The following is a 12,364-nucleotide window of genomic DNA, read 5'->3' as shown; positions in this document are numbered from 1 at the left end:
AATGAGACGATCAATTACTCATTGTTGAAAAATAATTGATCGCCCTCATTCATCAAGCTTCCGTTGCTAGTTTTGCATGGCGGCGTGAATAACCGAAATAAATCAACAGACCCACCACTAACCAAGCAATAAACGCGACCCATGTCGAAAGCTGCAACTGAAGCATTAGGAATAGGCAGAATAATACCGAAAATACTGGCACTACTGGTACCCCTGGGCAGCGAAAAGCGCGCGGCAATTCAGGATGTGTACGACGTAAAATAAGTACCGCAACAGATACCATTGCGAACGCCGCTAGCGTGCCGATATTGGTCAATTCTGCTAGTGCTTTGAGCGGCACCAAGGCAGCAATTAAACCAAAACATAAACCCACTAACCAGGTTGCAAAAAATGGCGTTTTAAAACGCGGATGAACTTTTGACAGCGCAGGAGGAAGCAAGCCATCACGGGACATTGCGAACAAAATCCGTGTTTGACCGTAGCTCATCACCAGAATAACCGTCAACATCCCAAAGACTGCGCCTAGATCGACAAAACCCGCGACCCATTTTTCACCAGCAACTTGCAGGGCTAACGAAACTGGATGCGCAACATCCATAAATTGTGCGTAAGGGACAATACCCGTCACGACCGCCGCTACGGCAACATACATCAAAGCACAGGCGGCTAGCGATGCCATAATGCCAATTGGCAAATCACGCTTTGGATTTTTAACTTCCTCGGCAGCCGAACTCACGGAGTCAAAGCCGATAAAAGCAAAGAACATAACTGCTGCCGCACTGAGCGTACCGGTCCAACCCATTGGCATAAATGGTTGCCAGTTGGCCGGCTGCACATGAAAGGCGCCAACTACAATCACCAGCAACACAACGCTTATCTTAACCACCACCATGATGTTATTGATACGCGTCGATTCGCGCACACCAAGCGAGAGCACGCCGGCGATTGCCATCACCACCAGAAAAGCGGGCAAATTGAAAACCGAAAGCTGTCCTGGCAAAGTACCTGGGGCGGCGCTTAAAATAGCCGGTAGCCCAATGCCAAAGCCGGCTAACAGCGATTGAAAATAACCTGACCAACCTACCGCCACAGCTGAAATCGCCAGCCCATATTCAAGCAATAAGTCCCAGCCAATCAGCCAGGCGATCAGTTCGCCCAAGGTGGCATAAGCATAGGTATATATCGAACCTGCGACAGGAATGGTCGAAGCGAACTCAGCATACGCCAGCGCGGCAAACCCGCATGCTAGAGCAGCAATAATGAATGATATGGTCAGCGCCGGACCGGCCGTGACTGCACCCGTACCCGTTAACACAAAAATGCCCGTGCCAACGATTGCGCCAATGCCAAGGAAAGTCAGATCGAGCGGCCCCATTGTTTTCTGGAGCCCGGTATTCGCAGCGCTTGCTGCGATCATCTGTTCGACGTTCTTAGTGCGTAAAAGACTCATCGGATATCTCTTTTGCGACTGCCACTGACAAAGCCAACAGTCCTGTAAGTTAAAAAAAAACAGCTCTCAAAAATAAATACGCCGCCATACTTAGATTATAGATTTCACTCTGAAGCGAAACGCAATATCAAAACACAATATCAAATTACGCATCGGCGCACACTATAACCCGGGTGTAGCGACTTGTTACTTTGTGGATTACTTTTGCTACAATAGGAACTGTTTTGAGGAGCGTTGCGACGGAATCTCCGCCAGGCTCAAAACACCCTTGATGCCACGCATTGCGTGGTCGTATCAAACGGCGCTCATGTCTTCAATCTTCTGCTTTTAAGAAAGGAACGTGACATGAACACCGCCGTACAGCCTATGCATAAGCAATCAAGTACCTTTTCCGATTATACCATCGCCGATTTACATCTAGCCGATTGGGGCCGCAAAGAAATTCTCATCGCTGAAACTGAAATGCCTGGCTTGATGGCGTTACGCGATGAATATCGTGCGAGCCAGCCACTCAAGGGCGCGCGTATTGCTGGTTCGCTCCATATGACGATTCAGACCGCCGTGCTGATTGAAACCTTGCAAGTGCTTGGCGCTGAAGTTCGTTGGGCATCGTGCAACATCTTTTCCACGCAAGATCATGCGGCGGCAGCTATCGCCGCAGGCGGCACCTCTGTGTTTGCCTTCAAAGGCGAAAGCCTCGACGAATATTGGGCTTTTACCCACCGCATTTTCTCTTGGCCAAACGGCGAACATGCCAACATGATTCTTGATGATGGCGGCGATGCAACTATGCTGCTCATGCTCGGCGCGCGTGCGGAACAGGATCGTTCCGTGCTGGCTCAACCGGCCAATGAGGAAGAAGTTGCGTTATTTGCAGCCATTGCCCGGCATTTAGAACACGACCCACATTGGTATTCAAGCCGCCTGGCCCATATCCGAGGTGTCACAGAAGAAACCACCACCGGCGTACACCGTCTATATCAACTGGAAAAAGAAGGACAGCTGCATTTTCCAGTGATTAATGTGAATGACTCCGTCACCAAATCAAAATTTGATAATTTATACGGCTGTCGCGAATCCCTGGTTGATGGCATCAAGCGTGCAACCGATGTCATGATTGCCGGCAAAGTTGCATTAATCGCCGGCTATGGTGACGTTGGCAAAGGGTGCGCCCAATCATTGCGTGGACTGGGGGCAACCGTCTGGATTACCGAGATCGATCCGATTTGCGCCTTGCAAGCTGCGATGGAAGGTTATCGTGTGGTCACGATGGAAGAGGCTGTTGATAAAGTGGATATTTTTGTCACTGCAACCGGCAATTTAAGCGTGATTACCCACGAGCATATGAAAAAGATGCGGCATCAGGCGATCGTTTGCAATATCGGTCACTTCGATTCAGAAATCGAGGTTGCCTCACTCAGTCAGTACAAGTGGGAAAATATCAAGCCGCAGGTTGACCATATTGAATTTCCTGATGGCAAGCGGATCATCTTGTTAGCGCAAGGTCGTCTGGTTAATCTTGGCTGTGCTACCGGCCATCCATCGTTTGTGATGTCAAATTCGTTCACCAATCAAACCTTGGCGCAAATTGAGCTATTCACACGGGGCGAGCAATATGGCAATAAAGTCTATGTGTTACCCAAAAATTTGGATGAAAAAGTAGCGCGGCTACATTTGAAGCGAATTGGCGCTCACCTCACCGAACTCACCGCGGCCCAAGCAAAATATATTAGCGTTGATCAGAACGGTCCATATAAGCCAGACCATTATCGCTATTGAGGTTAACAGCGAGATGAGCCGTATCGAGCTATCACTCGATACGGTACTCGAAATTGCTCATAACGGATTCAAAGCCGGCTATCGTGACTTACTATTTTCAATAGGGTTAATTAGCCGTTGCCCACCACATCGATAACGGAACAGCAAATAAATAGGGACTAAACGGCACGATCTCCTGTCCGCTATACAGCACAATACCGCGCTGAAACGCCTCTGGCTCATTCTCTTGCAAATGACGCAACCCTCTAAAATCATGGCTAGTCACCGTGCTGCTTGCTTTAACCTCAATGCCGGTGAGTTTACCTAGCCGATTTTCCAGCACAAAATCCACTTCAAAATTAGTTTGGGTACGGTAATGCCACAAAGTCATTTTTTGTTTTGCAAAAGCCAAATGTTTAAGCAGCTCATTTAATACAAAAGTTTCAACCAACTCGCCCGGTAGCCCAGCTCCTGCCATCAAATGGCTCTTAGATACATTGCTTAGATGAGCAAGCAAACCACTATCTAGAATAAACACTTTAGAGGCTTTTACCAATCGTTTGCTTGCATTACGGTGCCAAGCAGGTAGCCGATAGACTAAAAACAGCATCTCCAACAAACTGAAATAGCGCTTTAAGGTGGTTTGCGGCAAGCCGCTTGAGCGTGACAATTCTGCAAAATTCAGCAAGTTGGCGCTGCGTGCGGCAAGCAATTGGAGTAAATTAGGCACTTCGGACAATTGTTCGAGATTTGCCAATTCACGTACATCTCGCTGCAAAATAGCGTGTAAATAACTATCAAACCATGCTGAACGGCGCTTTTCTAGACTCCGGCTAGCGGCCTCTGGAAACCCTCCAGCTAGCAAAGTATCAATCAATTGCTCACGTTTGCAAGCGGGAATTGCTAACGCATTGAGTTCACCATTAAACAGCCAATCCGCACGATTAAACCTTGGTATACCCGCTAACTCCGCAGTCGATAAAGGCCAGAGCGACAATATCTCCATACGCCCAGCCAAGGAATCAGCAATCGTTGGTAGCAATAGAACATGAGCCGATCCCGTCAACAAAAAACGGCCGGGCCTACGATCGCGATCAACCGCAGCCTTAATCGACAGGAAGAGCTCCGGGGCACGTTGTACCTCATCTAGAACAACCGGACCATCAAGCGCATCAATAAAACCACTTGGATCATTCTTTGCAGACGCCAGCACGACTGGATTGTCCAGTGTTAAATAGCGATAGCTGTGGATCTCCGGTACTTGAGCTAGTGTGCTTTTACCGGTCTGGCGCGCTCCATTGATTAATACAACTGGTGTGTCAGTTAATGCTTCTAACAGCAAAGGGGTAATATGTCTGGTGTACATATCATCATTCTAATGGATGAAAATCGTCCACGCAATGGATGATTTTCATCCACACAGCAGATGATTTGTAACTGGCCAATTATTGACTTTGCCCTGCCATCTGCGAGACATCCCAACCCCCGCCAAGCGCTTTAATCAAGCCCGCCGCAGAAACCATCCGCTGGCCATTGATGCTTACCATTTTCTGCTCAGCAGCAAACGCGGTTGCCTGGGCAGAAATGACGCTAAGATACATCGTCATGCCAGCTTTGTATTGATTTAAAACAATGTCCAGTGCTTGTTGTGCTGACTGCACGGCCTGTTGCTGTAGCGCAGCTTCTTGTGCCAGGATACGCAGGGCCGCCAGTGCGTCCTCAACCTCTTGAAATGCGCTCAACACCGCTTGTCGATAATGCGCTGTATCCTGTTCAAACGCCGCACGCGCAGCGACTGTTTGCGCCTGCCGCGCACCTCCATCAAACAAGGTAGCCGCTAATTGCGGGCCCAATGACCAAACGCGTGCAGGCACACTGAACCACTGCGCAAACACCGAGCTCCGGGAGCCGCCTGCTGCCGAAAGCGTCAATGATGGAAAAAATGCTGCCATGCTGATGCCGATTTTTTCGTTGGCCGCAGCGGCACGGCGCTCAGCGGAAGCAATATCAGGCCGACGCTCAAGCAATGCTGAGGGGAGCGTTAATGGTATGCGCGGCGGCGCAGCCATCTGCAATGGTGAGATGGCTAGCGAGAAAGTTGAGGCAGGCTCACCCACCAGCACGGCTATCGCATGTTCGTATTGGGCACGCGCAATGCCATTGTTAAATGCGGCGGCTTGCGCCGCTTGTAATGCTGTTTGTGCTTGTAGCACATCAGCACGTGCAGCAACTCCCTGGGCATAACGATTTTGCGTAAGTTTGAGGGCTTGACGATAAGCCAGCACCGTATTGTCCAGTAATTTTTGAATGGCATCCAGCGTGCGCAGCTGAAAGTAATTCTGCACCAATGTCGCTTGAGCAGATAGGCGCGCATTCGCAAACTCTGCCGCAGCACTTTGCACTTGGGCTTGTTCAGCTCTCTTTGTACGTTGTAGCGTACCCCACAAATCAGGCTCCCAAGACGCATCAAGCGATAATGAGTATGCTGTGTCCACTGCACTCAGACCGTTCGCTTTACGCGATGGTGTGCGCAAACGCTTAACGTCTGCTGCTATGCCCACTTTGGGTAAAAAAGCTGCGCGCGCCTGAGCCGCCAAGGCGCGGGCTTGCTGATAAGTTGCCGCATAGACCGCTACGGTTTGGTTTGAGATATCAATTCTGTCAGCAAGCGTATTTAACTGTGGATCATTGAATACTTGCCACCAGGCACCGCGCTCAAATTGATCAGCCGGCTGCGCAACTTTCCAGCCAGCAGGCGCCTGCTTAAATTTTTCAGGTACAGCCAGCATGGCACGCGTATAGTTAGGACCCACGGCACAACTGGTTAGGCCACTCGTTAATAGCCCAATGGCCGCGCATAACGTGATGTGAGAGATCAATCTGATTAAAGAAGAATGCCCAGCAACAGGCCACCATTTTTTAAATGCTTGCATTTTTTTACCTTGACTTGCAGCCATAGCAATAGAACAGTAAGGTTATCGTTAACTCTAATTAGAGATCTAGAACCAACGCATACACGTCATGCTCAATACGATTACCGAGCAAATTGAGCAAAGTGCGTAAATTTTCCCGTTCGGTAGCGTCTGCTTGGGCCGTACCACGAAAAGAAAACTTTTGCTTGGCCCACTGGCCACGTCCGTCAAGCAGAAGAGGACCTTTTGTTGTCGCGAGCTCAAGCGTCGCGTCACGGCCGAGTGCTTGCATTACGACTCGATAGGAGCCCAACGGCTTCACGCGTGAAACCCGCGATGACATGTTGTTTAAGCTCAGCATAAGTCGGCCAAATGGCTTATCCCCTAAAAGCAGCCAATCGCTCCATTGCAGCCGCACCTCACCTTGCAAGTTAAAGGTATTAAACGGCGCGCCCAAGCCGGCCAATAAGCTTGCAGGTACGTCTAAACGTCCAGAGGAAAGGGTGGCTCCACGCGGTGTCATGATAAGTTGGACCGCCTCGGACATCGCCTCGTTAGCATGCATTGAGATTTTCGCTTTCCCCAAGAAGAGCGGCCAGAATGCTGTATGCCACTCAATGCGCCCCGCTAACGCGGTGGGGGCACTCGCTTTCGGCCCGGCCGCTAACATCAGCACTGCTGAGCCATGCCATAGCGAGCCGGCCGGAGCCGCTAAACTGACGCGACCACCTGTTGCTTGCGCCACTAACGGTGAAAACCAAGCCGCCGGCAAGAGTACCAGCACCGTGAACATAATTGAAACCAGCGCGACCAAGCTCCATGGCAGCGCCTTTTTGGATTTTTGCAATAATGAACGCATGAAATTAACGCGCAACCGGCGTTTGCAACAACATCGTAAGATTCACTCGGCCTACTTCGTTAAGGCTTGTCACATGAGCTTCAGCGACTTGCAACTTGTATCGTTTGCGTATTTCATCAAGCCAGCCGATCCCATCTGCGAAAGGGACGTTCGTCAGCTTAATTTGCACGACGCCATTCAGCACCGAGATCTGTGCATTGGCGATGCTACGTTGCGCCAGCGAAGCTACCAGAGCGTCGCGCAAACTATCGTTAATAGGCGTTATATTGGCTGACATGCGCCCCAGTTCTCGCGCTTGCCGCGCTTGTTCTTGCATCTGCGCTAGCTCGCGCTCCATGATCGGCAGTGTAGCCATAAGCCGTGCGCTGCTTGTGCGCGCAGGCGCCCATAACAGACTATAGAGCAAAACCATGCCCAGTACCGTTCCTAATGCGGTTAATAAGGTTTTTTCGCGCGGGTTACGCTCACTCCAGAAATCACCCCAAAGCGTTGTCAGAATACTTTTCATCCACGCCCCCTAATGATCCATTTGCCTTGCGTAAAATGTCCTTCGAGCCCTTGGCTAGCGAGCCGTTGCACAAAGGTTTCATCAATCTTTGCCGTGGGCTTAAAGCCCACTTCAAGCAGACGGTTACGATAATCCAACTGCACAATAGCATCAGCAGGTATCGTCCCGAGCGAGCGTGCAAGCCCCTCCGCTAGGCTTAAAAAATCAGCGGGCGAAAGCTCGCCAGCGGCTATCCGCAAAGCATCGAGTTGGCGCGTCATTTGTTGAGGGGGATTCAGTACTACCGTTGTTTTTGGAAAAGCACTCAGCAATACTTCAATGTGCTGCGTGCTAAGCGCGGTTTGCTGTCGAGCCAACAACAGCCACTGTAGGTTAGCGCCAATCACCGCCACCATTAAGGTTGCGACTACTAAGCCAAATGGCAAACGCCAGTGCTTTAAGGTACCGCGCCTGGGGCGCCATGATTGTTCTGCAAATTCAAATTGGCACAAATTAAAGGGGCAGGTTAGCGCTTGCCGCGCCAATGCCTCAAAGGATAGTGACGGCTTATCCGCATACGGTAACGGCAGTGCCGTAGAAGATGGCGGACCTGGCACGTCGGTGAGCTGGTATAAGGCAAGCGGTGCGTCCGCGGCCAGCGCACTTAGCGTATCGTTTAACGCATCCAGCGGGACCATCAGACCTTGGCCATGTCCGTCACGGATTAAAGCAAGCTCAACGCAGGGCGCCGCGATATCCGACGGCAAGGCTGAAGCGATCGATTCAGGGTGCCCAATGATGATGGCGAATAAAGGCGCGGCTTTTTTATCTGCTGCACTCTCAACCGTGGCCTCAGCCGCTACCGTACCTTCTACAGACAAGCAGCGCGTAATCGGTACCGCGCGTAAGCCGCGATGTCCGGCTCCGATAAAAGCTTCATAGACAAAACGAAACCAGGCACGATCAACCGTTGCCAGCACGCGCTGATTGCTTCCCACTACCATAGGGTCAAGCGCAATATGACAGGCTTGCGGATCTTGGATTAAATGCTCCTCGATCACATTGGGTAAAGCTTGCCGTAAACGTGCGCCCTTCAGTGGCGCAAGCGCCACAGTTAACATGAGTAGATCGCGTGCGGCAACCAGCAAGACCGTGGCCCGTGCTTTAGGCAGGAGCGCGACGGATGATTTACCCGCGCGTAACACGCGGTCGCGCCGGTCAAAAAGCATAAATGGCAAAGCCGGCAACTGCCATTGCGCAGGGCTGAGTGCTGGGTCGCGGGCGGGTAATTGAACCACGAGTGTCGTCAAAACGTTGATCCCTTTCGCAAAATAATCATATCGCATCACGCATACTTAATGATGCGTGTACTATGCGTTGAACTGTGGCGGTACACTAACACATCGCGCAATAGTAGCGCGCGATCATACTGAACATGTCCATGGATGACAAAGAAATTTGTTTTTACGTCAAATTGGCTCGTATCAAACTCAAGCTGCGGCCCAGCAATCGTGCGCAAACGGTTCGTAAAATCGCCTGTGTTGACAAAAAAAACCTGCTCGCGCAAGGCTAACAACATTTGCGCCTTTGCCACATCAAAACCTGGAATCATGGATGCCAATACTTCAGCGCTCACCGTATTCACATTGACCGTGGTTGGCTGCGGCAAGACCGTAACAAATGGTTTGAGCTGCTCGACAATTTCTGCAGTAAAACCGGGTATATCGAGCAAGCCCGCCACCGAATTTATTGGCAATAACGGATCTTCTGCTTGACTCTCTAGGTTGTCGCTGCCCGCTGAGATTTTCAGCTTAGGATTTGCCCGCTCTGGAAAAAGCTGCCCTGAATGCATCAGCGACGCGCGCAGTTGCAAAGCGACAACCTTTGCCAACTCTGGCTTTAAATTGAGGATGGCTAACAAACGCTCAAAGCTGGCAATCTGCACAACATCTAAGGCTAACTGTCCGGACCGGGGCATTGTCACCAAATTCCGTAAATTGAATTTCGCCTGTGCATCTTCAATCGAACCGGATAAATAAGTGTCTTGCCCATATGCCTCGCCCGCGGCCCCTGCTCGCCCAAGTAAATCGGATAGCCGCGTCTGTGCAATAGGCACCGCCCAAATGCCACCGAGATAATCAATCGGCGAAGTATCTGCTGCCGCGCGCAAGATAAAGCGCGTCCAATCAAGCGCGCCGCGCTGCACCCACTGGGCCTGCAGTATCATCTGTTGATTTTCGATTCGGCGAATTTGAATCTGCTGCCGCCATAGCAACCCGGACACCAACATCGCCGACAACGTCACCACAAAAAGAGCCGTAATCATTGCTGCGCCGCGGACACGATTTAGGCCAACATAACCGGAAGAATAGAGGAGAGCGGTACGCAAATCTTTACTCCCCTACCAATAGAATTCGGGTGAGCGCGTGCTGTGCGTTCACCACGCGTACACTCAATTCAATGCCTGTTATGCTCCGCGCAGGCGGCGCGTTAGGCGCTCGCCCCCCAGTCAATTGACTTAAATTTTTATTTAAAGCGGCTTGCACATCGAGCATATTGGCCGTCCAACCTAGTTGTGGCACCCAGGCGCGCAGATTCACCGCAACCACCCCACCCATGAGCTCCACTACGCTCCAGCCTTCCATGTCGGCACCAGCAGCCAGCGCTGCGCGCAACTGCCCAAGCGTTGCCAAAGGAGGCGAAGCTGTACGCAATACTCGCCCTTGCGGCACGTGGTAACGCACGACTTGTAAACGCGGCGCCTGCCCAGACAAATTAAGCTGGCGCACAATTTGCAACTGCCCCCCACCAAAAGCCATCGGCGACTGACCAATCTCCCGCTCCAGAGCTGCTTGCCGCACATCAATCCCCACCTGGTCAAAAAACTGTGCCAACGCGCGTCCCTCTGCCATCGATACGGTCACCACATCGCGCGTCCGCACAATTTGATCAAGGCCACGCCAGGACAGCACAGCAACCAACGCAAGAATTGTAATGGCGACCAGTAATTCGATCAGCGTGAAGCCTGCTTGATACTTACAACGGCCGTTGCGTTTCATTCGCCACCACCGTCATCAAATGCACCAGTTCATTATTAAGCCCCGGCCGCTTCACCACCACATCGACCCGCCGAAAACTCGGATTGGGAGTCGCCGACACGGTGCGGATGCAGATAAAAGCGGCATTCCCCTGGGGACAAGCAAAATTTATTGCGCCAAGCTGCGGCCAAGCACGTTCTAGATGCAGCTGCCCAAGTACATTATCTGCACTAAAACCCGCCAATAGTCGATCATGCAACTCGCGCCCTCCCAGCGCCAAACTCCCTGCTGCGCGCAACGATGCCGCCAGTGCAATCGCGATAATAGTGAGCGCAATGAGTGCTTCAATCATCGTAAAACCAGCGACGTGAGCGCTATATTTTGTTTTCTTGCACTTCATAACGGCCATTGCCATTGCTCACCACATTAAGCTGTGCAGCATTTGAATAAAGTGTCACGATGACGGCTATATCAATGCTTTCCGTACCGAATATGACCCGTTCGGCGAGTTCTTGTCCACCCGAATAACGAATCGTTATAGCGTTGAGCTGGGTACGCCATTGACGGGGGGCAAATAGATCATCGCGCAACACACGCCAGTCTTTTTCCACCTGGATCAGGAAACGATATCCTCCTGACACTGGCTCCCATGCAATTGACTGCGCCCGCACTTGCGCTTCATTCGCCGCCGACTCAAGCAATAAAGCAAGGCGTTGCGCCTCTTCGGCAAGCTCGGTGCGCGGGTTACGGCTAATGGATAAAGCCGCCAAAGAAATCAGCAAGCCAGCAATCACCAGCACAACCAGCATTTCGAGCAGGGTGAACCCTCTCGCTATGCATAAGGGCCGAGGTGCATTAGCCAAACTATTGCCACGAGCCAATCTCGCGCCCATCATTACCTGACGAGCCACTGGCTCCATAGCTAAAAATATCGATCTCATCATGCACGCCAGGATTGAGATATTGGTACGGATGACCCCAAGGGTCGTTTGGCAAACGTTCTAGATAACCGCCATCTTTCCAATTATTTGGTACTGGGTCGGTTAACGGTTTCTCGATCAAAGCGCGTAAACCCTGCTCTTGCGTTGGATAACGGATATTATCGAGACGATAAAGTTTAAGCGCCTGCGCGATCGTTTTAATGTCTTGTACCGCCGCAATCCGGCGCGCCTCATCTGGACGGCTCATGATTTTCGGCACGACCAAGGCGGCAAGAATACCCAGAATCGCGATGACAACCATGACTTCGATTAAAGTAAAACCACGCTGAGAAGGTAAAACGCGGCTTAAAGCGCTGGCCCTATTTGGGTAATCGCGCATTCTCCAATTCATCATAACTATTTCCAACCCTCAAAAATAAAACACTCAACCCAATACAGCAGTAAACTCACTATACTGTTCCTAATTAATGCTTTTTATTACCTTTTTTCATGATATCTATTCAAAGCTCCGCTTTAGTGCGGATTACTTCACTCACGCTATTTGCGCTTTTCTGTGCAACATCAACGTATTGGTTCATTACGTTGAACTCCCCTCACACAACTCCTCTATCGGCTGCCAGCGCGAGCCGGGCGCCGGTAAAAGTCGATTATGCCAACCAGCTATTTGGAGGACAAGCTAATTCAGTCCGTAGCGATTTTCAATTAGCCGGCGTGCTCGCCCTTCAAGAGGGCGGCGCTGCCGCCATTATCGGGCAAGCGGGCAAGCCCCTACGGGCGATTTCTGTTGGCCAGCCAATTGATCAAAACACACGCCTTAACGAAGTTCGCGCGCGCTCAGTTATTATTGAGCAAAGCGGCATTAAAAGCGAAGTATTTTTACCCGCAGCAACCGAGTCGCCGACTATTTATATGCGCTAAT

At 51.0% G+C, this 12,364-nt stretch carries 12 protein-coding genes, 1 pseudogene and 1 riboswitch; of the genes and pseudogenes, 2 read left to right on the top strand and 11 right to left on the bottom strand.

Translation table 11 applies throughout. The features are described from left to right. Positions 1 to 52 precede the first annotated feature (52 nt). Entirely contained in the window at positions 53 to 1,450 is a 1,398-nt protein-coding gene (locus KMZ15_RS00330) for an amino acid permease (protein ID WP_223692958.1), read from the bottom strand. Positions 1,451 to 1,670: 220 nt separating this feature from the next. Continuing rightward, a riboswitch (S-adenosyl-L-homocysteine riboswitch) is annotated at positions 1,671 to 1,764 on the top strand. Positions 1,765 to 1,816: 52 nt separating this feature from the next. On the opposite strand from KMZ15_RS00330, the gene ahcY reads away from it, so the two are divergent. Then, positions 1,817 to 3,229, top strand: coding sequence for an adenosylhomocysteinase (ahcY, locus tag KMZ15_RS00325; protein WP_223694839.1), 1,413 nt, complete (start codon positions 1,817 to 1,819; stop codon positions 3,227 to 3,229). Positions 3,230 to 3,335: 106 nt separating this feature from the next. Here the strand turns inward: ahcY and KMZ15_RS00320 are convergent, their stop codons facing one another. The 10 genes and pseudogenes from KMZ15_RS00320 to gspG all read right to left on the bottom strand — a co-directional run bounded on the left by KMZ15_RS00320 (position 3,336) and on the right by gspG (position 11,824). Beyond that, the gene (locus KMZ15_RS00320; RefSeq protein WP_223692956.1) at positions 3,336 to 4,574 is read right to left on the bottom strand and encodes an ATP-binding protein; all 1,239 of its coding nucleotides are present in this window, start codon (positions 4,572 to 4,574) and stop codon (positions 3,336 to 3,338) included. 94 nt (positions 4,575 to 4,668) lie between these two features. After that, positions 4,669 to 6,141: pseudogene (locus tag KMZ15_RS00315) on the bottom strand (efflux transporter outer membrane subunit); the annotation flags it as partial. A 58-nt stretch (positions 6,142 to 6,199) separates the two neighbouring features. Continuing rightward, positions 6,200 to 6,979 (bottom strand): type II secretion system protein N, encoded by a 780-nt coding sequence (locus tag KMZ15_RS00310; RefSeq protein ID WP_223692953.1) that lies wholly within the window; start codon positions 6,977 to 6,979, stop codon positions 6,200 to 6,202. 4 nt (positions 6,980 to 6,983) lie between these two features. After that, complete coding sequence (gene gspM, locus KMZ15_RS00305; RefSeq protein WP_223692950.1) at positions 6,984 to 7,487, bottom strand: type II secretion system protein GspM; 504 nt, start codon at positions 7,485 to 7,487, stop codon at positions 6,984 to 6,986. After that, complete coding sequence (gene gspL / locus KMZ15_RS00300) at positions 7,484 to 8,776, bottom strand: type II secretion system protein GspL (protein ID WP_223694837.1); 1,293 nt, start codon at positions 8,774 to 8,776, stop codon at positions 7,484 to 7,486. The genes gspM and gspL overlap by 4 nt, the downstream gene beginning before the upstream one ends. A gap of 35 nt (positions 8,777 to 8,811) precedes the next feature. Further along, positions 8,812 to 9,855, bottom strand: a complete 1,044-nt coding sequence (gene gspK / locus KMZ15_RS00295; RefSeq protein ID WP_223692947.1) for a type II secretion system minor pseudopilin GspK — start codon at positions 9,853 to 9,855, stop codon at positions 8,812 to 8,814. A gap of 4 nt (positions 9,856 to 9,859) precedes the next feature. After that, positions 9,860 to 10,525, bottom strand: coding sequence for a type II secretion system protein J (locus KMZ15_RS00290; RefSeq protein ID WP_223692945.1), 666 nt, complete (start codon positions 10,523 to 10,525; stop codon positions 9,860 to 9,862). Then, a complete protein-coding gene (gene gspI / locus KMZ15_RS00285; RefSeq protein ID WP_223694835.1) occupies positions 10,503 to 10,904 on the bottom strand; it encodes a type II secretion system minor pseudopilin GspI in 402 nt (133 codons plus the stop codon). The genes KMZ15_RS00290 and gspI overlap by 23 nt, the downstream gene beginning before the upstream one ends. Continuing rightward, positions 10,879 to 11,397: a GspH/FimT family pseudopilin gene (locus KMZ15_RS00280; RefSeq protein WP_223694833.1), complete on the bottom strand. Its 519-nt coding sequence runs from the start codon at positions 11,395 to 11,397 to the stop codon at positions 10,879 to 10,881. The genes gspI and KMZ15_RS00280 overlap by 26 nt, the downstream gene beginning before the upstream one ends. Further along, on the bottom strand, positions 11,369 to 11,824 hold the full coding sequence (gene gspG, locus KMZ15_RS00275; RefSeq protein WP_223694831.1) for a type II secretion system major pseudopilin GspG: 456 nt from the start codon (positions 11,822 to 11,824) through the stop codon (positions 11,369 to 11,371). Before gspG ends, KMZ15_RS00280 begins: the two co-directional genes overlap by 29 nt. Before the next feature lie 110 nt (positions 11,825 to 11,934). Between gspG and KMZ15_RS00270 the strand changes: the two genes are divergently transcribed. Beyond that, positions 11,935 to 12,363 (top strand): type II secretion system protein N, encoded by a 429-nt coding sequence (locus tag KMZ15_RS00270; protein ID WP_223692943.1) that lies wholly within the window; start codon positions 11,935 to 11,937, stop codon positions 12,361 to 12,363. The last annotated feature ends 1 nt before the right edge of the window (position 12,364 follow it).

Source organism: Mycoavidus sp. HKI (assembly GCF_020023735.2).
GTDB lineage: Bacteria > Pseudomonadota > Gammaproteobacteria > Burkholderiales > Burkholderiaceae > Mycoavidus.
This window is presented reverse-complemented; position numbering and strand designations above follow the sequence as displayed.

What these genes read in the sequence shown, in the direction of transcription:
- KMZ15_RS00330 (WP_223692958.1), bottom strand. Translation starts at nt 1,450, where the DNA reads ATGAGTCTTTTACGCACTAAGAACGTCGAACAGATGATCGCAGCAAGC.
- ahcY (WP_223694839.1), top strand. Translation starts at nt 1,817, where the DNA reads ATGCATAAGCAATCAAGTACCTTTTCCGATTATACCATCGCCGATTTA.
- KMZ15_RS00320 (WP_223692956.1), bottom strand. Translation starts at nt 4,574, where the DNA reads ATGTACACCAGACATATTACCCCTTTGCTGTTAGAAGCATTAACTGAC.
- KMZ15_RS00310 (WP_223692953.1), bottom strand. Translation starts at nt 6,979, where the DNA reads ATGCGTTCATTATTGCAAAAATCCAAAAAGGCGCTGCCATGGAGCTTG.
- gspM (WP_223692950.1), bottom strand. Translation starts at nt 7,487, where the DNA reads ATGAAAAGTATTCTGACAACGCTTTGGGGTGATTTCTGGAGTGAGCGT.
- KMZ15_RS00290 (WP_223692945.1), bottom strand. Translation starts at nt 10,525, where the DNA reads ATGAAACGCAACGGCCGTTGTAAGTATCAAGCAGGCTTCACGCTGATC.
- gspI (WP_223694835.1), bottom strand. Translation starts at nt 10,904, where the DNA reads ATGAAGTGCAAGAAAACAAAATATAGCGCTCACGTCGCTGGTTTTACG.
- KMZ15_RS00280 (WP_223694833.1), bottom strand. Translation starts at nt 11,397, where the DNA reads ATGGGCGCGAGATTGGCTCGTGGCAATAGTTTGGCTAATGCACCTCGG.
- gspG (WP_223694831.1), bottom strand. Translation starts at nt 11,824, where the DNA reads ATGCGCGATTACCCAAATAGGGCCAGCGCTTTAAGCCGCGTTTTACCT.
- KMZ15_RS00270 (WP_223692943.1), top strand. Translation starts at nt 11,935, where the DNA reads ATGATATCTATTCAAAGCTCCGCTTTAGTGCGGATTACTTCACTCACG.